The sequence below is a fragment of the Kitasatospora sp. NPDC007106 genome (assembly GCF_040634455.1).
Lineage (GTDB): Bacteria > Actinomycetota > Actinomycetes > Streptomycetales > Streptomycetaceae > Kitasatospora > Kitasatospora arboriphila.
On the sequence record NZ_JBEYFP010000002.1, the window covers coordinates 37,969 to 63,572 of the forward strand.

The window sequence follows — 25,604 nt, forward strand, 5'->3', positions numbered from 1 at the left end:
GCTCCGTGGCCGAGGGCCGCGCCGACACACCGAGGTTGCCGTAACCATGCGTCATGACGAAGGAGTCTGTGGTGGGTGCTGACGTCCAGCTCGCCTCTGAGGCCGGGTGCCACCTGTTCTCCGGTTGCGGCTTCCCGGCTCCGGGCCTGAACGAGTTCGACTTCAAGCCGATCTTCTCCATCGGCAGCGTCGACTTCACCAAGCCCATGCTTCTGTCCATCATCTGCGCCCTGCTGGTGGTGGCGTTCTTCTGGGCCTCCTTCGCCAAGCCGAAGCTGGTCCCCGGGAAGCTCCAGCTGGTCGGTGAGATCGGGTACGACTTCGTCAAGCGAAGCATCGTGCTGGAGACGATCGGCAAAAAGGGCGAGAAGTACGTCCCGATGCTGGTCTCGATGTTCTTCTTCGTGTGGGTGATGAACATCATGTCCATCATCCCGTTCGCCCAGTTCCCGGTGATGTCGAGGATCGCCTACCCGGTGGGCCTCGCGGCGGTCGTGTGGGTCACCTACATGACGCTGACCTTCAAGAAGCACGGCTTCGTCGGCGGTCTGAAGAACCTCTGCTGGCCCTCGGGCATCCCCGGCTGGGTCATGTTCATCCTGGTCCCGATCGAGTTCATCTCGAACATCTTCGTGCGGCCCTTCACGCTGGCGGTCCGAGCCTTCGCGAACATGTTCGCCGGCCACCTGCTGATCGTCGTGTTCTCGGTCGCCTCCTGGTACCTGCTCAGCCCGAGCATCGGCGCGCTCTACGGCACCACCTCGTTCATCGTGGCCGTCGGTCTGACCGCGTTCGAGCTGCTGGTGCAGTTCCTGCAGGCCTACATCTTCGTGATGCTGGCCAGCAGCTACATCGCCGGTGCCCTCGAAGAGGCGCACTGAGCCGCGCAGCCCCCTGGCTGCCCACCCAGAAACGTCCGGTGGCCAACCACCACCGGTTCACATCCCCGCAAAGGACAAGCTGAAATGGCACAGCTCGCTGAGGTCGTCGGTTCCATCGCTTCCGTCGGTTACGGTCTCGCTGCGATCGGCCCCGGCATCGGTGTCGGTCTGATCTTCGGTAACGGCGTCCAGGCCATGGCCCGCCAGCCCGAGGCCGCCGGTCTCATCCGTTCCAACATGTTCATCGGCTTCGCGCTGACCGAGGCGCTGGCGCTCATCGGCATCGTCATGCCGTTCGTCTACGGCACCGGTAAGTAATTCCCCTGCCGCAGACCCATTCGAGGAAGGTCCAGATATGAGCATCGCGGCTCACATCGCGGCCGAGGAGCAGATGAACCCGCTCCTCCCCGCATGGCCCGAGATCATCATCGGCCTGCTCTGCTTCTTCATCGTCTTCGGCTTCCTCGGCAAGAAGCTCCTTCCCAGCATCGAGAAGGTGCTGTCGGAGCGTCGGGATGCCATCGAGGGCGGCATGGAGCGCGCGGAGGCCGCTCAGGCAGAGGCCCAGGTCCTGCTGGAGCAGTACCGTGCCGAGCTCGCCGAGGCGCGTCACGAGGCCGCTCGGATCACCGAGCACGCCCGTGAGCAGGGCGCTGCCCTGGTCGCCGAGATGCGCGAGGAGGGCCAGCGTCAGCGCGAGTCCATCGTCGCCGCCGGCCACGCCCAGATCGAGGCTGACAAGAAGCAGGCTACTGCCGCCCTGCGCCAGGACGTGGGCTCGCTGGCCTCCCAGCTGGCGTCCCGCATCGTGGGTGAGTCCCTCGAGGACCACGCCCGGCAGAGCGGTGTGATCGACCGCTTCCTCGACGAGCTCGAGGCCAAGGCCGCCGCCTCGGCGGGTGCCAAGTGATCGGCGCCAGCCGCGAGGCCCTGGCCGCCGGCCGGGAGAACCTCGAGAGCCTGACCGACAACACCTCGGTGGACGCGGCCAAGCTCGCCGAGGAGCTCACCGCCGTCACGGCCCTGCTGGACCGCGAGGTCTCGCTGCGCCGCGTGCTGACCGACCCCTCGCGGTCGGGCCAGGACAAGGCCGGGTTCGTCGGCACGCTGCTGACGGGCCAGGTCTCCGGTGAGACGGTCGACCTGGTCTCCGGCCTCGTCCGGTCCCGCTGGTCCGGCGCGCGCGACCTGGTCGACGCGGTGGAGGAGCTCTCCGCGTACGCCGAGGTCATCGCCGCCGACAAGGCCGGTGCCCTGGACGACGTCGAGGACGAGCTGTTCCGGTTCGGCCGGGTCGTCGCGGGCTCGCACGAGCTGCGCGCCGCGCTGACCGAGCCCAAGGCCGACGCCGCCGCCAAGGCGGCCCTGGTCAAGAAGCTGCTCGGCGGCCGCGCCAACGCGGGCACCGTCCGCCTGGTCGTCTCCCTGGTCACCGCCCCGCGTGGCCGTAGCCTGGAACAGGGCCTCGAGTCCTACTCCAAGCTCGCTGCCGCCCGTCGCGGCCGCGTGGTGGCCCTGGTCACCAGCGCCGTGCCGCTGTCGGACCGGCAGAAGGAGCGGCTCGCCGCCGCCCTGGCCGGCCTGTACGGCAAGCAGATCCACCTGAACATCGACGTCGACCCCGAGGTCGTCGGCGGCGTGAAGGTGCAGATCGGCGACGAGGTCATCGACGGCACGGTGGTGAGCCGCCTCGAAGGCGCTCGCCAGGGCCTCGAAGGCTGACCGAAGAAGAGCATCATCCGACCCTCGGTCGGGCGTCGGTTCACACCGAGTGAACCGGCAAAACGTACGGCCGGTTCACCCCGACCCGGCCGAGAGTCGAGCACTTGCGGCCCTCAATGGCGGGCCGAGGATCGCAAACTAGGAGAGCAGGGAAGCCTGATGGCGGAGCTTACGATCCGTCCGGAGGAGATCCGGGACGCGCTGGCCGACTTTGTCCAGTCGTACCAGCCGGACGCCGCCTCGCGTGAAGAGGTCGGCACGGTCACCGAGGCCATGGACGGTATCGCCAAGGTCGAGGGTCTCCCCTCGGTCATGGCCAACGAGCTGCTGAAGTTCGAGGACGGCACCCTCGGCCTCGCGCTGAACCTCGACACCCGCGAGATCGGTGTCGTCATCCTCGGTGAGTTCTCGGGCATCGAGGAGGGCCAGACGGTGCAGCGCACCGGCGAGGTCCTCTCCGTCCCGGTCGGCGAGGGCTACCTCGGCCGCGTCGTGGACCCGCTGGGCAACCCGATCGACGGCCTGGGCGAGATCGCCTCCACCGGCCGCCGCGCCCTGGAGCTGCAGGCCCCCGGCGTCATGGTCCGCAAGTCGGTCCACGAGCCGATGCAGACCGGCATCAAGGCCATCGACGCGATGACCCCGATCGGCCGCGGCCAGCGCCAGCTGATCATCGGCGACCGCCAGACCGGCAAGACCGCGGTCGCGATCGACACGATCATCAACCAGCGCGACAACTGGCGCTCCGGCGACCCGAAGAAGCAGGTCCGCTGCATCTACGTCGCCGTGGGCCAGAAGGGCTCCACCATCGCGTCCGTTCGCGGCGCCCTGGAGGAGGCCGGCGCGCTGGAGTACACCACCATCGTGGCCGCTCCCGCCTCCGACCCGGCGGGCTTCAAGTACCTCGCCCCGTACACCGGCTCCGCCATCGGCCAGGAGTGGATGTACGACGGCAAGCACGTCCTGATCATCTTCGACGACCTGTCGAAGCAGGCCGAGGCCTACCGCTCCGTCTCCCTGCTGCTGCGCCGTCCGCCGGGCCGCGAGGCCTACCCGGGTGACGTCTTCTACCTGCACTCCCGCCTGCTGGAGCGCTGCGCGAAGCTCTCCGACGAGCTGGGCGCCGGCTCGATGACCGGTCTGCCGATCATCGAGACCAAGGCCAACGACGTCTCGGCGTACATCCCGACCAACGTCATCTCCATCACCGACGGCCAGTGCTTCCTGGAGTCCGACCTGTTCAACGCCGGCATCCGCCCGGCCGTGAACGTCGGCATCTCGGTCTCCCGCGTCGGTGGCTCCGCCCAGATCAAGGCCATGAAGTCGGTCGCCGGCCGCCTGCGCCTGGACCTGGCCCAGTACCGCGAGCTGGAGGCGTTCGCCGCCTTCGGTTCCGACCTGGACCCGGCCTCCAAGGCCCAGCTGGAGCGCGGTGCGCGCATGGTCGAGCTGCTGAAGCAGGGCCAGTACCAGCCGTTCCCGGTCGAGGAGCAGGTCGTCTCCATCTGGGCCGGCACCACCGGCAAGCTGGACGACGTCCCGGTCGCCGAGATCCGCCGCTTCGAGCGCGAGTTCCTCGACCACCTGCGCCTCGAGCACAAGGGCATCCTCGCCGGCATCGTCGAGACCCAGAAGCTCGAGGACGGCACCGTCGACGCGCTGACCAGCGCGATCGAGGGCTTCAAGCAGGGCTACACCACGGCTGACGGCAAGCTCCTGTCCGAGCAGGCCTGAGTCCGGTAACGAGGGAAAGGACGTAACGACCCAATGGGAGCACAGCTTCGGGTCTACAAGCGCCGGATCCGCTCTGTCACCGCGACGAAGAAGATCACCAAGGCGATGGAGATGATCTCCGCGTCGCGCATCGTCAAGGCGCAGCGCGCGGTGGCCGCCTCCACTCCGTACGCCGATGAGCTCACCCGGGCGGTGACGGCGGTGGCCACCCGGTCCAACGCCAAGCACCCGCTCACCACCGAGAACCCGCAGGCCACCAAGGCCGCCGTCCTGCTGATCACGGCGGACCGCGGCCTGGCCGGCGGCTACTCGACCAACGCCATCAAGCAGGCCGTCGCGCTCAGCGCGAAGCTCCGCGACGAGGGCAAGGACGTGGTGACCTACATCATCGGTCGCAAGGGCGTCTCGTACTACAACTTCCGTAACCTCGAGGTTGCGGGGTCGTGGACGGGCTTCTCCGACAAGCCGACCTACGGCGACGCCAAGACCGTGGCGAGCGACCTCATCGAGGCGTTCATCGCGGAGACCGGCGGCGTGGACGAGCTCCACCTGGTCTCGACGAAGTTCGAGTCGATGCTGACGCAGACGGCGGTCGACGCCCGACTGCTGCCGCTGAAGCTGGACGAGGTCGAGCTCAGCGACGAGTCCAAGGCCAAGAACGAGATCTTCCCGCTGTACGACTTCGAGCCGTCGGCGGAGGGCGTTCTGGACGCGCTGCTGCCGCGGTACGTCGAGAGCCGGATCTACAACGCGCTGCTGCAGTCGGCCGCCTCCGAGCACGCCGCCCGCCGGCGCGCGATGAAGAGCGCGACCGACAACGCCGGCGAGCTCATCAAGTCGCTCACGCGGCTTGCCAACTCGGCCCGACAGGCCGAGATCACCCAGGAAATCAGCGAGATCGTCGGCGGCGCCAACGCCCTCGCCGACGCTAGCCGCGGGAGCGAATGAGTATGACCACCACTGTTGAGCCGACCACGGCGACGGGCCGCGTCGCGCGGGTCATCGGCCCGGTCGTCGACGTGGAGTTCCCCGTCGACGCGATTCCGGACATGTTCAACGCCCTGCACGTCGAGGTGGAGAACCCCGACGGCACGGGCAAGAAGACCCTGACCCTCGAGGTCGCCCAGCACCTCGGCGACGGCCTGGTCCGCGGCATCTCGATGCAGCCGACCGACGGTCTGGTCCGCGGTGCGGAGGTGTCCGACACCGGTGCGGCCATCTCCGTGCCGGTCGGCCAGATCACCAAGGGCAAGGTGTTCAACGCCCTCGGTGAGGTGCTGAACACCGACAAGGCGGAGTTCGAGGCTGCGGTCACGACCCGCTGGCCGATCCACCGCAAGGCTCCGGACTTCAAGGACCTCGAGTCGAAGACCGAGATGTTCGAGACCGGCATCAAGGTCATCGACCTGCTCACCCCGTACGTCACGGGTGGCAAGATCGGTCTGTTCGGTGGTGCCGGTGTCGGCAAGACCGTTCTGATCCAGGAGATGATCTACCGCGTCGCCGAGAACTTCGGTGGTGTGTCGGTGTTCGCCGGTGTCGGCGAGCGCACCCGTGAGGGCAACGACCTGATCCACGAGATGGTGGACTCGGGCGTTCTGGACAAGACCGCGCTGGTCTTCGGCCAGATGGACGAGCCGCCGGGCACCCGCCTGCGCGTCGCGCTGTCCGCCCTGACCATGGCGGAGTACTTCCGCGACGTCGAGAAGCAGGACGTGCTCCTCTTCATCGACAACATCTTCCGGTTCACCCAGGCCGGTTCCGAGGTGTCGACCCTGCTCGGCCGCATGCCCTCCGCGGTGGGCTACCAGCCGAACCTGGCCGACGAGATGGGCCTCCTGCAGGAGCGCATCACCTCGACCCGCGGTCACTCGATCACCTCGATGCAGGCGATTTACGTCCCCGCGGACGACCTGACCGACCCGGCGCCGGCGACCACCTTCGCCCACCTGGACGCGACCACCGTTCTGTCGCGCCCGATCTCGGAGAAGGGCATCTACCCGGCGGTCGACCCGCTGGACTCGACGTCCCGCATCCTGGACCCGCGCTACATCGCGCAGGACCACTACGACACGGCCATCCGCGTCAAGGGCATCCTGCAGAAGTACAAGGACCTCCAGGACATCATCGCGATCCTCGGTATCGACGAGCTGAGCGAGGAGGACAAGATCACCGTCCACCGCGCCCGCCGCATCGAGCGCTTCCTCTCGCAGAACACCTACGTGGCGAAGCAGTTCACCGGCGTCGACGGCTCGACCGTGCCGCTGTCGGAGACCATCGAGGCCTTCAACGCGATCGCGGACGGCAAGTACGACTCCGTCCCGGAGCAGGCCTTCTTCATGTGCGGTGGCATCGAGGACCTCGAGAAGAACGCTGCCGAGCTGGCGAAGAAGTAATCAGGCCGACGTGATGGCCGAGTGACTGTGAGGGGTGGTCCCCGTCTCCCGGGGGCCACCCCTCACGGCACACAGCGGCTGTGATCCCGGTCATCTCCGTGTCCCTGGTTTCATGACAGGGGTGCGGGCCCGTTATTCTTACCGAAACCATCGAGTAATCGACGGTTTCAAGAGCCTAGGAGCCCACGTTGGCTGAGCTGCACGTCGAGCTGGTCGCAGCCGACCGCAAGGTGTGGTCCGGTGCGGCCACCATCGTCGTCGCCCGTACGGCCTCCGGTGACACCGGCATCATGCCCGGTCACACCCCGGTGCTGAGCGTGCTGGAGAGCGGTCCGGTCACCATCCGCACCACCGACGGCGGGACGGTCCTCGCCGCGGTGCACGGTGGTTTCATCTCCTTCGCCGACAACAAGCTCTCCATCCTCGCCGAGGTGGCCGAGCTGGCGGACGAGATCGACATCGCCCGCGCCCAGCGCGCGCTGGAGAACGCCCAGTCGGAGCTCGACGCGCACGCCGAGCGCCGTGCGGAGGTCCGCCTGGTGGCGGCGCGCGGTCTCAAGGCCCACGCCTGAGCACCCGACCCTGACAGCGGGGTCGACCGACGGTCCCGGGGACGCGGAAGCGTGACCCCGGGACTGTCGTATCAGTTGGTAGGACAGGGCGGCCGGTGACACGGCCGTCACGGGGAACGCAGGAGCGAGGAGGTCGGTGAGCATGGTCCTCGCCCTTGTGGTGTGCGCGGCGATCGTCGCCTTCGCCGTGATCGGACTGACGGTGTTCGCGGTACGCCGCCGAGTCATCCAGCGAGTAGGCGGGACGTTCGACTGCAGTCTCCGGCTCAAAATGCCTGCGGACGCCTCGACGCAGCCCGACCTCGACGAGAACGGCCAACCCACCCCGGCCCCGGTCCACGTGACCGACGGCAAGGGGTGGGTTTTCGGTATCGGGCGGTACAGCGGCGACTCCATCGAGTGGTTCCGGGTCTTCTCGTACGCCCCGCGCCCGCGGCGCGTCCTGCCGCGCACCGAGATCGAGGTCCTCGGCCGGCGCTATCCCGAGGGCCAGGAGGAACTGGCCCTGCTCTCCGGTTCGGTGGTGCTGCGGTGCCTGCACGACGGCGCCCCGCTGGAGCTCGCCATGAGCGAGGACGCGCTCACCGGCTTCCTCGCCTGGCTGGAGGCGGCCCCGCCCGGACAGAGGGTCAACGTCGCCTGACCGTGTGGGCTGGTTAACACCGCCTAACACGCGCCCCGCGTCGGCGCTAGGCTGCGGCCATGGTGAACCTGACGCGCATCTACACCCGCACCGGTGACGACGGCACGACCGCCCTCGGCGACATGAGCCGCACCACCAAGACCGACCCGCGGCTGATCGCGTACGCCGACACCAACGAGGCCAACGCCGCGATCGGCGTGGCCCTGGCGGTCGGCGCGCTGCCGGCCGACGTGTCCGCGGTGCTGACGCGGATCCAGAACGACCTCTTCGACGTCGGCGCCGACCTCGCCACCCCGGTGGTGGAGAACCCCGAGTACCCGCCGCTGCGGGTCGAGCAGGGCTACATCGACCGGCTGGAAGCCGACTGCGACCACTACCTCGGCGGGCTGGAGAAGCTCCGCAGCTTCATCCTGCCGGCCGGCACCCCGGGCGCGGCCCACCTGCACCTGGCCTGCACCGTGGTGCGGCGGGCCGAGCGGTCGACCTGGGCGGCGATCGAGACGCACGGCGACACCGTCAACCCGCTCACCGCCAAGTACCTCAACCGGCTGTCGGACCTGCTCTTCATCCTGGCCCGCACGGCCAACAAGGAGATCGGCGACGTCCTCTGGGTGCCGGGCGAGAACCGGTAGCGCACGGCGGCACCGGCGCTCACGGCCGGCGGTCGGCCGCAGCCCCGGGCCCGCGCTTGGGGAAGACGGTGTAGCTGCCGGCGATCACCAGGTTGATGCCGACCACCAGGGCCATCCGCGGGTACCAGGAGTCCAGGCCACGGGTGCGGGCGTCGTCGCCGACCAGCCACTGCACGGCGGCCACCAGCGCGACGGTCAGCACGGAGGCCGCCAGGGTGCGGGCGAACATCCGCCACTCGTGGGCGGCCTTCGCCGCGCCGTACTTCGGCGGCCCGGCCGGGCGCGGTGCGCCGGCGAGCCGGTGCGCGGCGTGGCCGTCGGCCCACCGCACCAGGTGGTGGCCGTAGGCGACCGAGAAGCCGACGTAACTCGCGGCGAGCCCGTGCGTCCAGTCCGCGACGGCGCCGCCGCGCAGGTCCGCGACGGTCGCCGCGAGGATCACCAGGTCCACCACCGGCAGCAGCATCAGCAGGACGGCGCCCGTCCGGCGCAGCCGCAACCCGTACCGGACCGCGAGCGCGGCGGCCAGCACCACCCAGAAGCCGATCTCACCGGCGACGATCAGGGAAACCATGCGGACCAGCCTGTCGCGCACGCGGCGCCCGCGCGTCGTCGCCGGGGGTGATCCCGCCTCTGCCCTTCGATGTACGGCAGGTTCCTTCCACAGGTGGGTCCGGGTGCCTGCGGCGGATGGTGGGATGGTGCCGTGACCCTCACTCCGCGCCGGCACGACGCGCTCATCGCCCTGGCCGGCCTGCTCGGCGGCCTGGTGCTGATCGCGTTCGGCGCCTACGACCGCACCGACAGCGTGCCGCGCTGGGCGGCGGCGCTGCCGCTGTTCGCGATGGCCGGGCTGGAGCTGTTCCGGCGCACCCGGCCGGTCTGGACGGCCACGCTCGGCGGCCTCGTCCTCGCGGCCGGCCTCGTCGCCGGCTCGGTGCTGGCGACGCTGGTGATGTACACCGACCTGCTGTACGCGGCGGTGCTCTACGGCCCGCCGCGGATGGCGAAGGTACTGCACCTGACCGGCGGCGCCACCACCCTGGTGCTGTCCGGGCTCACCGCGCTGTACGCCGAGGTGCCGAACGCGCTGCTGGTGGCCGGGTTCTGCGGGCTGATCTTCCTCGCCCCGGTGTGGACGGCCGACCTGCTCCGACGGCACCAGGACCGGGCCGAGGCGGAGCGGCTGCGCGCCGAGCAGACCGCCCTGCTCGCCGAGATGGACCGCCGGGCCGCGGTCTCCGCCGAGCGCGCCCGGATGGCCCGCGAGCTGCACGACGTGATCGCCAACCACCTGTCGGCGATCGCCATCCACGCCACGGGCGCGCAGTCCGTCGCCCGCCGCCAGGACCGCCCGGCGGACGACCCGGTGGTCGCCGCCCTGGCCGTCGTCCGGGAGAACAGCGTCCAGGGGCTGGCCGAGATGCGCCGCATGATCGGCCTGCTGCGGCGGGGCACCCCCGCGGGCCCGCTCGCGGTGGGCGAGAGCGGCGAGGAGTCGTACGCCGCACCGCGGCTCGCCGCCCTGGACGCACTGCTGGACCGGGCCAGGGCGGCCGGGCTGGAGGCGGGCCTCGCCTTCGAGGCGGCGTCGTCCGGGGAGCCGGGCGAGCTGCCGGCGCCGCTGGAGCTGGCCGCGTACCGGATCGTCCAGGAGTCGCTGACCAACGCGGTCAAGCACGCCGCCCCCGGCACCGTCCGGCTGCGGGTGGAGTACCGGCCCGCCGACGTGGTGGTCGCCGTGGACAGCCCCTACCGTGAGGACGCCGGCCCCGGCCGTGTGCTGCACGGCGCCGGGGCGGGGCTGGTCGGGATGGGGGAGCGCGCCGAGCTGCTGGGCGGCGACTTCGAGGCGGGGCCGCAGGACGGCCGGTGGCGGGTGCGGGCGGTGCTGCCGCGCGAGACGAAGGGGGCGGACGGATGACCGTCAGGGTGCTGGTCGCGGAGGACCAGGCCGCGGTGCGGGCCGCGCTGGTGATGATCCTGCGGTCGGAGCCGGGGATCGAGGTGGTCGGCGAGGCCGCGGACGGCGAGGAGGCCGTGCGGCTGGCACTGGAGCTGCGCCCCGACGTGGTGCTGATGGACATTCAGATGCCCCGGCTGGACGGCGTGGAGGCGACCCGGCAGGTCGTCGCGGCGGACGCCGCGCAGGTGCTGGTGCTGACCACCTTCGACCTCGACGACTACGTCTACGGCGCGCTGCGGGCGGGTGCGTCGGGCTTCCTGCTCAAGGACGTCGACGCGGACGGCCTGGTCGAGGGCATCCGCACGGTCGCCCGCGGCGACGGCATGCTGGCGCCCTCGGTGACCCGCCGGTTGATCTCGGCCTTCGCACGGCCCGGCCGCCAGGGTGCGGCGGAGGCCCGGGCCGCCGTCGCCGAGCTGACCGGCCGCGAGCGCGAGGTGCTGGCCTGCCTCGGCGCCGGGCTGTCCAACGCCCAGATCGCCGAGCGGCTGGGCACGGCCGAGGGCACCACCAAGACGCACGTCAGCCGGATCCTGGCCAAGCTGGCCCTGCGCAGCCGGGTGCAGGCCGCCGTGCTGGCCCAGGAGCTGGGGATCCTGCCCGTCGACGGTCCCCGGGAGGGCGCCGGGCCCGGCGGTGGCCCAGGGGTGCGGTGACGGTCCGTCAGCGCCGGTCGAGGGCCTGCCGGGCCTTCGCGGAGTCGTCCGGCCACACCATGAGCCGCGGGCCCGCGCTGGTCTCCACCAGGGTGTGCCGCACCCCCTCGGCGGTGAGCAGCGCGGACATCCGCAGGGCGTCGTCCGGGTCGGTCGGCGAGGCGACGCTCACCAGCAGCCCGTACTCGTCCGGGTTGCCGGCGCGCGGCCGCCTGGCCACCAGGGAGCGCCCGCGGCCGTACGTCCAGCGCAGCAGCAGCACCAGCACCCCGGTCAGCCCCAGGCCGATCAGGAGGGCCAGCAAAGGGTGCACCGCGGTCATCGCGCCAAACCCCTCCGCCGTCGGGTACAGATCACACTCCACATTCTCACCGTTCGGCGCCCGGGGGCATTAGAGTCACGGGCCGTGAGCGGCGCGGCTCCGGGGGAGGGACCCCGCCCTGACCGTGCCACGCCCAGCGCCTCCCGGCCCCGACCGGCGACCGGCGCCCACCAGCACTCGGGAGACCCTGCCATGAGCAACGCACCCACCCAGCGGATCGCCGTGATCGGCGCGGGTCTGATGGGCGCAGGCATCGCCCAGGTCTCGGCGCAGGCCGGGCACCCGGTGGTGCTGCGGGACGTCACCGAGGCCGCACTGCAGCGCGGCCTCGACGGCATCCGGGCCTCGTACGAGAAGTTCGTGGGCAAGGGCCGGATGACCGCGGAGGAGGCGGAGGCGGCGCTCGGCCGGATCACCACCACCACCGACCTGGGGGCGGCCGGCGAGGCCGACATCGTCGTCGAGGCGGTCTTCGAGCGGCTGGACGTCAAGGAGGGCGTGTTCCGCGAGCTCGACAAGATCGCCAAGGACGGCGCCGTCCTCGCCACCAACACCTCGGCCATCCCGATCACCCGGATCGCCGCCGCGACCTCCCGTCCGGAGAGCGTCGTCGGCGTCCACTTCTTCTCGCCGGTGCCGCTGATGCGCCTGGTCGAGCTGGTCCGCGGCTACAAGACCAGCGACGGGACGCTGGCCGCGGCCCGCGCCTACGCCGAGGGCGTCGGCAAGGAGGTCGTGGTCGTCAACCGCGACGTCGCCGGTTTCATCACCACCCGCCTGATCACCGCCCTGGTCGTCGAGGCCGCCCGGCTGTACGAGTCCGGCGTGGCCTCCGCCGAGGACATCGACACCGCCTGCCGGCTCGGATTCGGCCACCCGATGGGCCCGCTGCAGACGGCGGACCTGACGGGCGTCGACATCCTGGTGAACGCGGCCCGCAACATCTACGCCGAGACCCAGGACGAGAAGTTCGCCGCTCCGGAGGTCATGGCCCGCATGGTCACCGCCGGCGATCTCGGCCGCAAGAGCGGCCGCGGTTTCTACCCGTACGAGGGCTGATGCGCGGGCCGGGTCGCCGCGGCGGGGTGCGTGACGCCCCCCGTGTGACCCGGCCCTCACAACGGCGCACCCGCGCGGGTGAGTTTGCTCACGATGCTGCCGCAGACGGGTGATTTGGGCGGTAATCGAGCGTAGGTATGGGGAGTTCCTGCGTATATTCCCTCGGACGGGTGAAGTTGCCTCGCACTCCGCCGAAGGGGAGAAACCTGCGGAGTTGGTTGACCGTCAGACGAGGGGGAGACCGGCGCGGCCCCCGGTGCGCGGCGTCACGTACGCCCGGCCGGCCCGGGCCCCGGAACAACCCGAACGACGAGCGGAGGAGGAGAGCGTGCGCATCACCGGCGACCACAACGGCCTGGCCATCGAGGGCCGGCTCGACGTGCGCAGCGCCGCCGACGCCCGTGCCGTCCTGCACGCCGCCGTCGACGGCGGCCAGGGCGACCTCGTGCTCGACCTCGGCCGGCTGGAGTTCTGGGACGCCACCGGTCTCGGCGTCATCATGGGCACCCACCGGCGGGCCGGCCGGATCGGCCGCCGCCTCGTCCTGCGGCACGTCCCCGCCCAGCTCCAGCGTCTGCTGGTCGCCACCCGGCTGCACCGCATCCTCGCCGTCGAGGGCACCGTCCCCGACGCCTACGGCACCTCGATGCCCGCCCTCGGGAGCCTCCCCACCGGGCCGCTGATCCTGCCGACCGCCTGATCCCTGCGCCCCGCCCCGAAAGCCCCGGCACCCCCTGTAGGACCACCCGAAACGTTACTTGGGGGTACCGGTCTGTGCTGCGCGCGGCGAGTGTGGAAAAGTCTGCGCTCACAAGCACGGCCGCACGGGTTCGGACCCGGCGCGCGGCCGGTCCGACGCCGTCCGGCAGCAGCCCGGCGGCCGACCATGGGCGGAGCACGAACGTGGGACAGCCGACCGGTGATTTCGGGCAGGAAGGCGTACGCCCCCGCACCGGCGAGGTCGTCTCCGGAGACCTGCTGCTGGCGATCGGCGGACCGGACGGCTCCGAGGCCCGCCCCTGCCCGGACGGCTGGCGCCCGGAGCCCCGCCGCATCCGCGACCGCCGCCAGGACCGGCCCGAACTCGGCCCCAGCCCCGCCGTCGGGCCGCTCGCCATGGGCAGCGCCGCCGCCGACCTGCCGCTGCTGGACCGCGAGGACGACATCGCCCGGCTCCTGGCGGCACTCTCCGAGGGCCGCTCCGTCCGCCTCGTCGGCCAGGCCGGCTCCGGACGCAGCACCCTGCTCGCCGCCGTCGCCGACGCCGCGGCCGGGATCGCCCCGGACGGCGTCGTCCGGCTCAGCGGCCACCACCGCACCGGCGCCGACCTGCTGCAGGACCTCTTCGCCGCGACCCACCACGCCCCCGGCTACCGGCCCGACCGCCGCGCCCTGGCCTCCCTGCTCTCCCAGGTCGGCGCCGTCGTCGTGATCGACGACCTGGACGTCGACGACGAGGAACTCGCCGAACTCCTCGACGCCGCCCCGGACTGCGCCTTCCTCGTCACCGTGCCGCCCGGCAGCCCGGTGCTCACGCCCGGCCTCCGGCTGGAGGACCACCCCGTCGCCGGCCTCGCCAAGTCCGCCTGCCTGGCGCTGGCCGGCCGCCTGGCGGGCCGTCAGCTCGACGAGACCGAGCGGGCCTGGGCGGTCGACCTGTGGTTCGAGTCCGAGGGCCTGCCGCTGCGCTTCGTCCAGGCGGCCGCCCTGCTCCGCCAGCGCGACATCTCCGTGGACACCCTGGTCGCCGCGCAGGAGGACCGCAACAACGTCTTCGGCCTGGTCAAGGAGATCAGCGAACCGGACGACCCGGCCGTCCTCGAGGGCGAACTGCGCCGCACCGTCCCGCTGCCGACCGTCGCGGAGAGCGCGGCGCCCGCCGTCCGGCTCGCCGAGGGGCTCAGTGAGTCCGCGCAGGCCGTGCTGCGGCTCTCGCTGGCGTTCGGCGGCGAGTGCCCGACCGCACCGCACCTGCCGGCCCTGATCGACGTCGGCCTCGGCGAGAGCGCACTGCGCGAACTCGTCGACGCCGGCCTCGCGGTGTCCGTCGGCGGCCACCACCGGCTCACCACCGGCGTCCAGGAACTCCTCGCGGGCCGCTTCGACCCGGGCACGGTCGCGTACGGCGCCGCCGAGCACTTCTCCTGGTGGGTCGGGCACGGCTCGGTCACCACCGAGCAGATCGCCGCCGAGGCGGAGGTCCTCGTCGGGGCCCTGCTCGCCGACCGGGCCGCCGACCGCCCGGAGGCCGTGCTGCGGCTCGCCCGCGCCGCCGCCCCGGCACTGGCCCTGTCGCTGCGCTGGGGGGCCTGGGAGCGCGTCCTCAAGCTCGGCCTGGAAGCGGCCCGGGTGCTGCGCGCCACCGCCGAGGAGGCCTGGTTCCACCACGAGCTCGGGGTGCTCGCCCTGTGCGTGCACTCGGACCAGCGGGCGCTCGCCGAACTGGAGTCCGCGGTCGCGCTGCGGGCCGCCTTCGGTGACCCCAACTCCGGTGCCGCCGGGCGGCGGATGCTGGACCTGCTGAAGTCCGAGGCCCGGCAGCTGCCCGCGGGCGAGGAGCCGTCGACCGGTGGCCGACGACCCGTCATCAGAGCCATCGCGAAGGCCCCTTGGCGGCTCGCCGCGGCGAAGAAGGGGTCGGACGTCAAGCGGGCCGCGATCGCCGGAGCGGCGGCCGTGCTGGCGCTGGGCGTCCTGGGCGCCGCGATCGGGCTCAACACCGGCGGCGAGGACTCCGCGGGCAACGGCCGCACCCTGCCCGGCACCTCGGTGGACGACACCACCACCGGGGACGACCTGCCCGCGGCCACCACCTCCGGCTCCCCGACCGCCGCACCGAGCGACAGCCCGTCCGAGAGCCCCTCGGCGTCGGCCTCGGCCTCGGACTCCGAGTCGCCGTCCGCCTCGGCGAGCACCACCGGCACCCGCAAGCCGACCGCGACCAAGACCACCGCACCCGCCCCGGGCCAGACCAGCAAGAGCCCGAGCACGGGCACCAGTACGACCGCGTCGCCGTCGCCGACCACCAGCGCCTCGCCGACCGCGACCGCCCCGACGAGCCCGACGCCCACCGACACCGGTTCGGCGTCGGCGGGCTAGGGGCGGGTCGGGCGGCCTAGAACAGCTTCAGCTTGTCGTCGTCGATGCCGCGCAGCTCGTCGTAGTCGAGCACTACGCAGCCGATGCCGCGGTCGGTGGCGAGGACGCGGGCCTGCGGCTTGATCTCCTGGGCGGCGAAGACGCCCTTCACCGGGGCCAGCAGCGGGTCCCGGTTGAGGAGTTCGAGGTAGCGGGTGAGCTGCTCGACGCCGTCGATCTCACCGCGGCGCTTGATCTCCACCGCCACGGTGGCGCCGTCGGCGTCCCGGCAGAGGATGTCCACCGGGCCGATCGCGGTCGGGTACTCGCGGCGGATCAGCGACCAACCGGCACCGAGGACCTCCATGCGGTCGGCGAGCAGCTCCTGCAGGTGTGCCTCGACGCCGTCCTTCACCAGGCCGGGGTCGACGCCCAGGTCGTGCGAGGAGTCGTGCAGCACGTCCTCGAGCGTGATGATCAGTTTTTCGCCGGCCTTGTTGACCACCGTCCAGGTGCCGTCCGCCTCCTTGAGCGTGCAGGGCGGCGACATCCAGTTGAGGGGCTTGTAGGCGCGGTCGTCGGCGTGGATGCTGACGCTCCCGTCGGCCTTCACCAGGATGAGGCGGGTGGCGGACGGGAGATGGGCGGAGAGCCGTCCGGCATAGTCGACGGAGCAGCGGGCAATTACGAGACGCACGGTCGACCACGCTAGCCCACCGGGGCCAGTTGATGCGATTCCGCGACGACGGGGTGAAGAATTCGCGCATCCGGCGAACCATGGTGTCCGCGCGGTCACAGGCCGTGCACGCGGCCTCCGCCCGGCGTTGCCCGGCGGGTGCCGTTCCACGGGGATGGAGACTCGCGATGAACGCTGCGACACGATCCGGCCAATCTCGCCGTTGCGGCACCGATTCCGATGGTATTCGACGCATTCGCTCGTCGCGCTGAGCGATCGCCTGTCACCCTGGTGTGAGCGTCCGTCGTCCTGTGCGACCGCACGCTGGCGCGCCGGCGCACGCCCGTGCGGCGGTGGTGCGCCCGGGCGCCACCCGCCCACCGTCACCACCGCTCCCGCGGCTCCCTCGCCGGGCCTCCCGGGCGCGGTCTGATCATCCGTCATCCCGACCGGCCGTCAGGTCGGCGGGTATGGCGGCCGGTTCGCGCGCACGGACCGGGCAGGGCCGCACCACCGAGAACGACCGCACCAGCCGCAAGACCACCCCGGCGGGCCGCGCCGCGGTGGACCGCGAGAGGAGAACCCAATGTCGCTCGACGTCTCACCGGCCCTGCTCGAGAAGGCCGAGAGAGGCGAGGTCGACGAGAGGGAGTTCGTCGACTGCGTCCGTACCTCCCTCCCGTACGCCTGGGAGCTGATCAGCTCGCTGGTCGCCCAGACCAAGGTCGACGGCACCGACTTCGCCGACAACCACGTCCCGCCGCCCAGCGAGCAGGCCCGCGGCCAGCTGCTGCGCGCGATGGCCAGCGACGCGATCCGGGGCGCCCTCCAGCGGCACTTCGGCGTGCGGTTGGCGTTCCAGAACTGCCACCGGGTGGCGGTCTTCGCCCCGTCCGAGGCGAACGAGGAGCGCTACGCGCGCTTCACGTCCGTCCGGGCCCAGCTGCTCAACCAGTCGCCCGAGCTGCGCGACTGCTGACACCGGCCGACGGGGCCGGCCGGGACCACACCGGCCGGCCCCGTCGGCTGTCCGGGCACCCGGCGTCAGCCCAGCTCGGGGAGGACCTCCGAGCCGAGCCGCTCGATGTTGTGCAACGTCGCCTCGCGGTCGCCGGAACCCTCCGCGAGCAGCGCGAAACGGCGGATCCCGGTGTGCTCGGCGGTCGCCAGCAGCCGGTCCGCGCACTGCCGCGGCGTACCCACCGCGTGCAGGTCGCACAGCAGCTCGGTGTACGCGCGCGGGTCGCGCATCCGGCGCTCCCGCCCGTCGACCGTGCGGTGCGCGCCGAGCCCGTACTCGAACCAGCCCGGCATCGACCGCAGCAGGTCGGCCCGGGCCGCCGCCGTCCGGTCCGCGACCTGCACCACGCCCGCCGCGACGTGCTCCCGCTCGACGCGGGCGAGCTGCTCCTCACCGCGCCCGCAGGCCCGCCAGGCCTCCCGGTAGGCGGCGAGCATCTGCTGCTTGTCCTCGTCGCCGGAGTGCATGCCGAGCAGCATCGGCAGACCTCTCTCGGCAGCCGTGCGCACCCCGTTGGGGGAGGTGCAAGCCATCACCACCGGCGGGCCGGACTGCGCCCGCCCGCCCGGCTCCTGGCGCTGCCGGGGGAAGTTCCGCAGCGGGTCGGCCTCCGCCTCGGGGCCGCCGAGGCCGAGCCAGTCCGCGAGGCCGCCCGGGCGGAGCGGCTCGGAGGCCCGCGGCACCACCGCCACCTCCGGGAAGGAGAACTGCGGCCCGTCCGCGCCCACCCGGGTGCCGTGCAGCCAGCGCAGCAGCAGGTCCAGCCGCTCCGGGAAGCCCGACTCGTAGGCGTCCACGCCGGTGCCGAAGACGTCCAGGTCGATCCACGGGCCGCCGCGGCCCACCCCGAGCGTGAACCGGCCACCGGAGACCAGGTGCAGCAGCGCCGCCCGCTCGCCGAGCGCCACCGGGTGCGCGGTGGACAGCACGCTCACCGCGGTGCCGACGCCGATCCGGCGGGTCCGGCCGAGCAGCAGCCCGGCCAGGGTCGCGGCGTCCGGGCAGACGCCGTACGGCACGAAGTGGTGCTCCGCCAGCCAGACCGCGTCCAGGCCGGCCCGTTCGGCGGCGACCGCCGCGTCCACCGTGCGGGCCAGCACCTCGCCGTGGCCCTGCCCGGGGAACTGCGCGGAGAGCAGGAACGCGCCGACCGCGATCCGGTCGGTGGCCGCGGGGCGGGGCAGCAGCGCCGTCGCCGGGGCCGTGCCACCCCCCGGGCCGGGCTGCTGGTCGGTCTCGGGCCGCCGGCTGGTCTTGGTCATCGGGTGCCTCCTCGGGGGTGCGCAGGGACTGCGAACCCCGCTGTCTCACCACGTGAGTAGCCGATGTCATGTGCCAAAGGCACGCCGTTTCACCAATTTCCCAGGAGAACGGGTGGATCTCACCCAAAACACCTGAGATCGCGCGGATGTCGTGATAGTGGCACGGGCGGCGGTGCGGCGGCCCGTACCCTGGAGGGGTTCCCGTGCCCGGTCCGAGAGGTGGTTCGGCGTGTCGCCGCGTCGCAATCGTGAGAAGAGCTCCGCCCCCCGCGAGGACGCCCCGGCGGCCCCGTTCGGCGGCTCGCTGCGCCGCGTCGAGAGCTACCGCGGGGAGGACTGGGTCGTGCAGACCGTCGCCGGCTCCCAGGGCCGGCACTACCGCTGCCCGGGCTGCGACCAGGAGATCCCGTCCGGCGTCGGCCACGTCGTCGCCTGGCCCGACCACGGGCCGGGGGTGGAGGACCGCCGGCACTGGCACCGGGCCTGCTGGGGCGCCAGGGAGCGCCGCGGCGCGGGCGTCCAGAGGGGGCGCGGCGCACCGCGGTACTAGGGCTCGGGACCGCCCGGGGGCGGCCGTGGCCTGACGGCCGGTCAGGCGTCACGGGTGCGGAGCACCAGGATGCCTCCGGCGAGGGCGGCCAGGGTCCAGGTGAGGCAGATCAGGAAGCCCGCGCCGGGGCCGAACGGCTGGTTGTGCTCCTGGTAGACCAGCAGCATCCGCTGGCCCGCGTAGTCGGGGAAGTAGTGGGCGACCGTCTTCACCTTCGGCACCGCACCGAGGATCGGCGACAGCAGGAAGAAGAACGGCACCAGCACGCCCAGCGCCAGCGTCTGGTTGTGCAGCATCGCGGTGACCCCGGCCGAGAACAGGCAGATCATCGTCAGGTAGCCGGCCGCGCCGAAGACCGCGCGCAGCACGTGCGGCTCGGTGATCGTCGTGCTGTGCCCGCCGAGCAGTGCCTGCCCGGTGAAGAAGGTGATGAAGACGGTGGCCAGCGCCACCGCGAAGGCCGCCAGGGCGATCACCACGGCCTTGCCGACCAGCAGGGTGGCGCGCTGCGGGACGGCCGCCAGCGACACCCGGATCATGCCGCTGCTGTACTCGTTGCCGACCGCCAGCACCCCGAAGACCACCATGGCGATCTCGCCCAGGATGATCCCCGCGAACGCGGTGCCGGTGGCGTCGAACGGCGCGTTCTTCGGCGCGAAGTCGGCGAAGTTGTTGTTGGCCAGCGTGCAGATCAGCGCGCCGAGGCCGAGCGTGACGACGAAGGCGAGCCCGAGCGTCCAGACCGTGGAGCGGACGGTGCGCAGCTTCGTCCACTCGGACTGGAGGATCGCGGGGAACGCGGCCATCTCAGTTCTCCTTCTGCTTGCCGCGGGCCTGCCAGTCGGAGCCCCAGGGCGGTGCCGACGGTGCGGCGGGGGATCCGTCCACGGCGGCCCCGGCCGGGCCGGCCGGGCCGACCGGGCGGGGGGAGCCGGCCTGGTACTCGACCGAGTCCGAGGTCATCTGCATGAACGCCTCCTCCAGGGAGGCCTGTTGCGGGCTCAGCTCGTGCAGGGTGATCCGGTGGTCGGCGGCGAGTTCGCCGAGGAAGGCCAGGTCGCCGTCCGGGACCTCCAGGGAGCCGTCCGGGCCGGGGTCGGCGTGCAGGCCGGCCCGGTGCAGGGCGTCCAGCAGCAGTTCGGGCTGCGGGGTGCGCACCCGTACCGACGAGCGGGAGTTCTGCTTGATGAAGTCGGCCATCGGCAGGTCGGCGAGCAGCCGGCCGCGGCCGATGACCACCAGGTGGTCGGCGGTCAGCGCCATCTCGCTCATCAGGTGCGAGGAGACGAACACCGTCCGGCCCTCCGCGGCGAGGCCCTTCATCAGGGTGCGGATCCAGACGATGCCCTCCGGGTCGAGCCCGTTCACCGGCTCGTCGAACATCAGGATCTCCGGGTCGCCGAGCAGCGCCGAGGCGATGCCCAGGCGCTGGCTCATGCCGAGCGAGAAGCCGCGGGCCCGTTTGCGGGCCACCGCGCTCAGGCCGACCAGTTCGAGCACCTCGTCGACCCGGCGGGCGGGGATCCGGTTGCTCTGCGCCATCCACAGCAGGTGGTCGCGGGCGGTGCGGCCCGGGTGGACGGCCTTGGCCTCCAGCAGGGCGCCGATGTACGAGAGCGGCTCGGCGAGCTGCCCGTACCGCCGTCCGTCCAGGGTGACCCGGCCGGCGGTGGGGCGGTCCAGGTCGAGGATCATCCGCATCGTGGTGGACTTCCCGGCGCCGTTCGGGCCCAGGAAGCCGGTCACCACTCCGCGCGGGACCGCGAAGCTCAGTCCGTCCACGGCCAGCGTGTCGCCGTAGCGTTTCGTCAGCTGGTGCAGCTCGATCATGTCCGCTCCCTCAGTCCTCGTCAGGCTATGACAAAAGGGACATACGGCTGCGGTGGCTGCGTCCCCTCGGCGAGCCGCAATACGGTGGCTGCATGAGCCTCCCCAGCGCGCCGGCCGCGCCCGAGAACGGCACCGGGACCCCGATCGTCCTGTTGCACGCCTTCCCGCTCTCCGCCCGGATGTGGGCCTGCCAGCTGGAGCGGCTGCCCGGCCCGGCCGGCGAGGCCGCCCGGGTGATCGTCCCCGACCAGCGCGGCTTCGGCAGCGCCCCGCTCGGCCGGGACGAGCCCTCGCTGGACGCCGTCGCCGACGACGTCGCCCGGCTGCTGGACGCGGCCGGCCTGGAGCGGGCCGTCGTCGGCGGCCTGTCCATGGGCGGCTACGTCGCCATGGCCTTCGCCCGCCGCCACGGCGAGCGGCTCGCCGGCCTGCTCCTCGCCGACACCAAGGCCACCCCCGACACCGAAGCGGCCCGCGCCAACCGCGAGCGGATCGCCCGCGCCGTCGAGGCCCGTGACAGCGTGCAGATCCTCGCCGACGAGAAGATCGAGACCGGCCTGCTCGGCCCCGCCACCGACCCGGCGCTGACCGCCCACGTCCGCGCCATGATCGCCGAGGCCCCGCCGGCGGCGGTCGCCTGGGCCCAGCGGGCCATGGCCGCCCGCGGCGACTCCCTGGAGGTGCTGCGCGGCGTCCGCGTCCCGGCCGCCGTCATCGTCGGCGAGGCGGACGCCGTCACCCCGCTCGCCGAGGCCCGGCTGATGGCCGAGGCCCTGCCGGACGCCGAACTCACCGTCATCCCCTCGGTCGGCCACCTCAGCTCGCTGGAGGCCCCCGAGACCTTCAACGCCGCCGTCCGCGCCCTGCTGCGCCGCGTCCGAGGCTGAGTCCGCCGGCCCGGCCGGGGCGGGCGCCGTGCCCCCGCCCCGGCCCGCGGCCCACCGCCGCGACAGCGACACCGTGCCGGCCGGCAGCGCGTACCGGCCGACCCGGGTGACCGCGTCGCTCGGCACCACCGCGCCGTCCTTCACCGAGTCCGTCAGCAGGCGCGTCCCGTGACCGGGTCGGTCTGCCCGTGCGGCACCCGCAGCGGGATGCGCCGGACGACCTCGACGCCGTCGCCGCGGGCCAGCCGGATGCGCACGATCTGCGGGGTGCGGTCGGGCTTCAGGAAGATCTCGTCGGTGTCCGACGGGGCGTCGGCGTTCGGCCCGCGGTCGGTGACCGTCCACAACTCCCGGCCCGAGGGGTCGGCCGGAAAGAGGCCGCTGAAGCCGCCGAGGGCCGGCCAGCCGCCGATCGGCGCGGGAGCGGTACGTCCGGGCGCCGTCGTGGCGCGGCGCGGGCAGGTCCGCGGCGGAGGCGCTCGCCCAGGCGGCGGTCGGGGCGCTCAGGGCCGGGGCGGCCGCCGCGAGCACGGCGGAACGGGCGAGTCGCACGGCCGGTCGGCCTCATGCGCCGCCGGGAGCCGGCGAGCGAATCCGGACCGGCGGGGCGCCGGCCGCCCGGTGAACGGCGAAGCGGCCCCCGCCCGGAGGCGGGGGCCGCGTCACGGCACGGGCGTCAGCGCGACTGCTGGACCGGGACGCCCAGGTCGTCGGAGGGCGAGCCGGCCGCGGCCACCGCCGCACCGGTCAGCGTCGCCAGCATCTCGCGGACGTTGGTCAGCTGCGCGTTGATCGAGTCGCGGCGGTTGGTGAGCGCCGCCAGCTCGCGCTCGGACTCGCTGCGGACCCGGTCGGCCTTGGCGTTGGCGTCGGCCACGATGTCCTCGGCCTGGCGCTGCGCGGTCTCCACCGTCTGGCGGGCACGGCGCTCGGCGTCGGTGCGCAGCTTCTCCGCCTCCAGGCGGAGCTGCTCGGCACGGTGCTCGATCTCCGCGAGGCGCTTCTCCGCCTTCGCCTGGCGGGCCGCCAGGTCGCGCTCGGACTGCTCGCGGCGCTTGGCCAGGTTGGTCTCGAACTCCAGGGCGGCCTGCGCGGCCTTGGTGCGGGTCTCCTCGAAGAGGGCGTCCGCCTCCTCGCGCTTGTTCTGCGCGTCCTTGTTGGCCTCGGCCCGCAGCTGCGCCGCGTCGCTCTTGGCCTTGTCGACGATCCGCAGGCCCTCGTCCTCGGCCTTCGCCTTGCGGTCCTTGGCGTAGTTCTCCGCCTCGGTGCGGACCTGCTGGGCGGCGGCCTCGGCCAGCTCGCGGTGCTGCTCGGCGGCGCGGTGCGCCTCGTCGCGCAGGTCCTTCGCCTCCTCCTCGGCGAGGCGGAGGATCTTCTCCACCCGGGCGCCGAGGCCGGCGTAGGACGGCTCCGCCTCGGTCACCGCGGCCTGGGCGGTCTGCGTCTCCAGGTGCAGCTCTTCGATGCGCTTCTCCAGCGCACCGATGCGGGACAGCGCGCTGTCCCGGTCGGCCACCAGCTTGGTGATCCGCTCGTCGACCTGGGCGCGCTCGTACCCACGGCGCACCAGGTCGAAGCCGTGGGGGGAGTGACTGTCGCTCATGGGGATTAGGGCTTCCTGTCGTCAGACCGCTGAGGTGGTTGAGGGAATCCTGACACGTTATCGGAGTGTCTTCGGCGAAATGCCGATGAGTCACGGACAATGTCCGCTCAATCGGGTGGCGGGCTTCCGGGGCGATTGCCCCCCGACCGCTGGGCGCCCACACCGGCCCCCGCCCGGGGCGCCCCGTCCTTCCTGTTTCCCCCGTTGGCCTGCTGCACCGGCGACGGCGCCTCGAACGCCTCCAGGGCGGACAGCACGTCCTGCACCCTGGAGATCTCGGTGTTGATGTCCTTGCGGCGCCGCACCAGCTCGTCGAGTTCGCGCTTGCCCTCGTCGGTGATCCGCTTGGCCTCCGCCCGGGCCTCGGAGAGGACCCGCTCGGCCTCCTCCTCGGCCAGCCGCAGCTGCTCGGACGCGGACTCGTCCGCCTTCTGCAGCCGCTTCTCGGCCTCCTCGGCGGCGGCCTCGATCTTGCCGGCGGCCTCCTCCTCGGCGCCGGTGAGCTTGGCCTCGGCCTTCTCGATCAGCTTCTCGGCACGGTCGGTGGAGTCGGCGAGCTTCTGCTCGGCGCCCTTCAGCAGGCCCTCGGCCTTGCGGACGGCCGCGATCCGGACCTTGCTCGCCTCGGCGGACGCCTCCGACGTCAGCTCGGCGGCCCGCTCCTCGGCCGCGGCGACCAGCTTCGCGGCCCGCTCCTCGGCCTCGGCGACCGTCGCGACGGCCTGGTCCTCGGCCTCGGTCAGCTGCTCCTGCGCGGCGGTGACCAGCGTGTCGACCCGCTCGCCGGCCGACTTCATGGCCTGCGCGTTCTCCTTGCGGGCCCGCTCGTGCAGCGCCTCGATCTCGGCGTCCGTCCGCTCGCGCAGCTCCTCGGCGCGCTCGCGGATCGCCGTCGAGTCCCGGCGGGCCTCGGACAGCAGGGCGTCGGCGTCCGACCGGCCCTTCTCGACCTCGGCCTGGCCCGCGGCCTCGCCGGCCGCGACCAGCCGCTCGGCCTCCTTGCGGGCGGCGGCCACCATCGCGTCCGCCTGCTCCTCGGCGGCCGCGGTGGTCGCGAGCGCCGTGGTCTGCGCCTCCTCGCCGAGCTGCTCGGCGTCCGCGAACGCCTTCTCCAGCACCGAGGTGGCCTGCTCCCGGGTGGACCGGTCGAACTGCTCGGCGGCCTCCCGCAGCTCGATGTCGTACGCGTCGGCCCGGCTGCGGGTGGACGCGTCGTAGTCGTCCGCGAGCCGGCGCGTGGCCAGCGCGTACTCCTCGGCCTCGGCGCGCAGCGCCGCGGAGAACTCCTCGGCCTCGGCGACCGCGGCGGTGGACCGCTCCTCGGCGTCGGCCAGGGTGCGGCGGGCCTCGGCCTCCGCCTCGGCGCGCCGCTGCTCGGCGAACTCGGCGGCGGCGGCCCGCTCCTTCTGCGCCTCCTCGCGCAGCGCGGTGTCGAAGGCGACCGCCTCGGCACGCTGCTGCTCGACCTCGGCGGCGGCGGCCTCCCGGTCGGCGGCCAGCTCGGCGGAGATCCGCTCGCGCAGCTCGGCCGTCTCCCGCTCGGCGGTCTCGCGCAGCTCCCGGCTCTCGCGCTCGGCGGTGGCCCGCAGCTCGGCGATCTGCCGGGACGCGGCCTCGTGCAGACCCGCGACCGAACTGCGGATCCCGGCGGCGTCCTCCTCGGCCGCGGCGGTGAGCGACTCGGCGTCGGCCCGCGCCTTGCGGAGCGTCTCCTCGGCCTCGGTCCGGGCCTTCTCCAGCTCCTCGGCGGCCTCCGCGGCGAGCGTGCCGGCCTGCTCGCGGGCGGCGTCGAGCGCCTCCGCGGCCTCGGTGCGCAGCTGCCGGGCCTCGGCCTCGGCGGCGTCGCGGACCGCGGCCGTCTCGCCCGCGGTGCGGATGGTCAGCTCGGCGGCCTCGCGCTCGGCGGCCTCCCGCGCGGCGCGGGCGGCGGCCAGCTGCTCGCCGGTCTCCTCCTGCTCGCGGCGGAGCCCCTCGGAGGCGGCCTCCCGCTCGCGGCGGGAATCCTCGCGCAGCGCGGCGGCGTCCGCCTCGGCGGCACCGCGCTCGGCGCCGGCCCACTCGTCGGTCTCGGCGCGCAGCGCCTCGGCCGCGGCGACGGCCCCGGCACGGACGGC

The 25,604-nt window shown here is 72.8% G+C and carries 26 protein-coding genes and 1 pseudogene; 18 read left to right on the forward strand and 9 right to left on the reverse strand.

The window, feature by feature from the left end:
- The first annotated feature begins 53 nt into the window (after positions 1-53).
- The 10 genes from atpB to ABZ641_RS00490 all read left to right on the forward strand — a co-directional run bounded on the left by atpB (position 54) and on the right by ABZ641_RS00490 (position 8,580).
- On the forward strand, positions 54-881 hold the full coding sequence (atpB, locus tag ABZ641_RS00445) for a F0F1 ATP synthase subunit A (protein ID WP_344625906.1): 828 nt from the start codon (positions 54-56) through the stop codon (positions 879-881).
- 84 nt (positions 882-965) lie between these two features.
- On the forward strand, positions 966-1,199 hold the full coding sequence (gene atpE / locus ABZ641_RS00450; protein WP_030268024.1) for an ATP synthase F0 subunit C: 234 nt from the start codon (positions 966-968) through the stop codon (positions 1,197-1,199).
- Between the two features lie 37 nt (positions 1,200-1,236).
- Complete coding sequence (locus ABZ641_RS00455) at positions 1,237-1,791, forward strand: F0F1 ATP synthase subunit B (protein ID WP_344625907.1); 555 nt, start codon at positions 1,237-1,239, stop codon at positions 1,789-1,791.
- Complete coding sequence (locus ABZ641_RS00460; RefSeq protein ID WP_344625908.1) at positions 1,788-2,603, forward strand: F0F1 ATP synthase subunit delta; 816 nt, start codon at positions 1,788-1,790, stop codon at positions 2,601-2,603. The genes ABZ641_RS00455 and ABZ641_RS00460 overlap by 4 nt, the downstream gene beginning before the upstream one ends.
- 159 nt (positions 2,604-2,762) lie before the next feature.
- Positions 2,763-4,337 (forward strand): F0F1 ATP synthase subunit alpha, encoded by a 1,575-nt coding sequence (gene atpA, locus ABZ641_RS00465; protein WP_344625909.1) that lies wholly within the window; start codon positions 2,763-2,765, stop codon positions 4,335-4,337.
- A 33-nt stretch (positions 4,338-4,370) separates the two neighbouring features.
- Entirely contained in the window at positions 4,371-5,285 is a 915-nt protein-coding gene (locus tag ABZ641_RS00470; RefSeq protein WP_344625910.1) for a F0F1 ATP synthase subunit gamma, read from the forward strand.
- 2 nt (positions 5,286-5,287) lie between these two features.
- The gene (gene atpD, locus ABZ641_RS00475) at positions 5,288-6,733 is read left to right on the forward strand and encodes a F0F1 ATP synthase subunit beta (RefSeq protein WP_344625911.1); all 1,446 of its coding nucleotides are present in this window, start codon (positions 5,288-5,290) and stop codon (positions 6,731-6,733) included.
- A gap of 188 nt (positions 6,734-6,921) precedes the next feature.
- A complete protein-coding gene (locus ABZ641_RS00480) occupies positions 6,922-7,305 on the forward strand; it encodes a F0F1 ATP synthase subunit epsilon (RefSeq protein ID WP_263103635.1) in 384 nt (127 codons plus the stop codon).
- A gap of 142 nt (positions 7,306-7,447) precedes the next feature.
- A complete protein-coding gene (locus tag ABZ641_RS00485; RefSeq protein ID WP_344625912.1) occupies positions 7,448-7,948 on the forward strand; it encodes a DUF2550 domain-containing protein in 501 nt (166 codons plus the stop codon).
- Positions 7,949-8,007: 59 nt separating this feature from the next.
- Positions 8,008-8,580: a cob(I)yrinic acid a,c-diamide adenosyltransferase gene (locus tag ABZ641_RS00490; RefSeq protein WP_344625913.1), complete on the forward strand. Its 573-nt coding sequence runs from the start codon at positions 8,008-8,010 to the stop codon at positions 8,578-8,580.
- Between the two features lie 19 nt (positions 8,581-8,599).
- On the opposite strand, the gene ABZ641_RS00495 is transcribed toward ABZ641_RS00490, so the two are convergent.
- Entirely contained in the window at positions 8,600-9,154 is a 555-nt protein-coding gene (locus ABZ641_RS00495) for a hypothetical protein (protein WP_359978076.1), read from the reverse strand.
- Between the two features lie 132 nt (positions 9,155-9,286).
- Here ABZ641_RS00495 and ABZ641_RS00500 point away from each other — a divergent pair, with 132 nt between their 5' ends.
- Both ABZ641_RS00500 and ABZ641_RS00505 read left to right on the forward strand, forming a co-directional pair.
- Complete coding sequence (locus tag ABZ641_RS00500; RefSeq protein WP_359978078.1) at positions 9,287-10,504, forward strand: histidine kinase; 1,218 nt, start codon at positions 9,287-9,289, stop codon at positions 10,502-10,504.
- Positions 10,501-11,202, forward strand: a complete 702-nt coding sequence (locus tag ABZ641_RS00505) for a response regulator transcription factor (RefSeq protein ID WP_344625916.1) — start codon at positions 10,501-10,503, stop codon at positions 11,200-11,202. Before ABZ641_RS00500 ends, ABZ641_RS00505 begins: the two co-directional genes overlap by 4 nt.
- Positions 11,203-11,209: 7 nt before the next feature.
- Here ABZ641_RS00505 and ABZ641_RS00510 read toward each other — a convergent pair whose 3' ends face one another.
- Positions 11,210-11,524, reverse strand: coding sequence for a hypothetical protein (locus tag ABZ641_RS00510; RefSeq protein ID WP_344625917.1), 315 nt, complete (start codon positions 11,522-11,524; stop codon positions 11,210-11,212).
- A gap of 192 nt (positions 11,525-11,716) precedes the next feature.
- Between ABZ641_RS00510 and ABZ641_RS00515 the strand changes: the two genes are divergently transcribed.
- The 3 genes from ABZ641_RS00515 (at position 11,717) to ABZ641_RS00525 (ending at position 15,682) form a co-directional block, all read left to right on the forward strand.
- On the forward strand, positions 11,717-12,583 hold the full coding sequence (locus ABZ641_RS00515) for a 3-hydroxyacyl-CoA dehydrogenase family protein (protein WP_344625918.1): 867 nt from the start codon (positions 11,717-11,719) through the stop codon (positions 12,581-12,583).
- Between the two features lie 328 nt (positions 12,584-12,911).
- On the forward strand, positions 12,912-13,283 hold the full coding sequence (locus tag ABZ641_RS00520; protein WP_344625919.1) for an STAS domain-containing protein: 372 nt from the start codon (positions 12,912-12,914) through the stop codon (positions 13,281-13,283).
- Between the two features lie 203 nt (positions 13,284-13,486).
- On the forward strand, positions 13,487-15,682 hold the full coding sequence (locus ABZ641_RS00525) for an ATP-binding protein (protein ID WP_359978081.1): 2,196 nt from the start codon (positions 13,487-13,489) through the stop codon (positions 15,680-15,682).
- A 16-nt stretch (positions 15,683-15,698) separates the two neighbouring features.
- On the opposite strand, the gene nucS is transcribed toward ABZ641_RS00525, so the two are convergent.
- The gene (nucS, locus tag ABZ641_RS00530; RefSeq protein ID WP_263103625.1) at positions 15,699-16,358 is read right to left on the reverse strand and encodes an endonuclease NucS; all 660 of its coding nucleotides are present in this window, start codon (positions 16,356-16,358) and stop codon (positions 15,699-15,701) included.
- Positions 16,359-16,923: 565 nt separating this feature from the next.
- On the opposite strand from nucS, the gene ABZ641_RS00535 reads away from it, so the two are divergent.
- A complete protein-coding gene (locus ABZ641_RS00535; RefSeq protein ID WP_344625921.1) occupies positions 16,924-17,316 on the forward strand; it encodes an SCO5389 family protein in 393 nt (130 codons plus the stop codon).
- A gap of 65 nt (positions 17,317-17,381) precedes the next feature.
- Here the strand turns inward: ABZ641_RS00535 and ABZ641_RS00540 are convergent, their stop codons facing one another.
- Entirely contained in the window at positions 17,382-18,515 is a 1,134-nt protein-coding gene (locus tag ABZ641_RS00540; RefSeq protein ID WP_344625930.1) for an LLM class flavin-dependent oxidoreductase, read from the reverse strand.
- Between the two features lie 334 nt (positions 18,516-18,849).
- On the opposite strand from ABZ641_RS00540, the gene ABZ641_RS00545 reads away from it, so the two are divergent.
- The gene (locus tag ABZ641_RS00545) at positions 18,850-19,170 is read left to right on the forward strand and encodes an ATP/GTP-binding protein (protein WP_344625922.1); all 321 of its coding nucleotides are present in this window, start codon (positions 18,850-18,852) and stop codon (positions 19,168-19,170) included.
- A gap of 41 nt (positions 19,171-19,211) precedes the next feature.
- Here the strand turns inward: ABZ641_RS00545 and ABZ641_RS00550 are convergent, their stop codons facing one another.
- Complete coding sequence (locus ABZ641_RS00550) at positions 19,212-19,976, reverse strand: ABC transporter permease (protein WP_344625923.1); 765 nt, start codon at positions 19,974-19,976, stop codon at positions 19,212-19,214.
- A gap of 1 nt (position 19,977) precedes the next feature.
- Entirely contained in the window at positions 19,978-21,000 is a 1,023-nt protein-coding gene (locus ABZ641_RS00555; protein WP_359978084.1) for an ABC transporter ATP-binding protein, read from the reverse strand.
- 92 nt (positions 21,001-21,092) lie between these two features.
- Between ABZ641_RS00555 and ABZ641_RS00560 the strand changes: the two genes are divergently transcribed.
- Complete coding sequence (locus tag ABZ641_RS00560) at positions 21,093-21,887, forward strand: alpha/beta hydrolase (protein ID WP_344625925.1); 795 nt, start codon at positions 21,093-21,095, stop codon at positions 21,885-21,887.
- A 152-nt stretch (positions 21,888-22,039) separates the two neighbouring features.
- Here the strand turns inward: ABZ641_RS00560 and ABZ641_RS00565 are convergent, their stop codons facing one another.
- The 3 genes and pseudogenes from ABZ641_RS00565 to ABZ641_RS00575 all read right to left on the reverse strand — a co-directional run.
- Entirely contained in the window at positions 22,040-22,234 is a 195-nt protein-coding gene (locus ABZ641_RS00565) for a hypothetical protein (protein WP_359978086.1), read from the reverse strand.
- A 329-nt stretch (positions 22,235-22,563) separates the two neighbouring features.
- Positions 22,564-23,490 carry a cellulose-binding protein gene (locus ABZ641_RS00570; protein WP_344625927.1) on the reverse strand — a complete coding sequence of 309 codons (927 nt, stop codon included), beginning with the start codon at positions 23,488-23,490 and terminating at the stop codon, positions 22,564-22,566.
- A 107-nt stretch (positions 23,491-23,597) separates the two neighbouring features.
- Positions 23,598-25,604: pseudogene (locus tag ABZ641_RS00575) on the reverse strand (hypothetical protein); the annotation flags it as partial.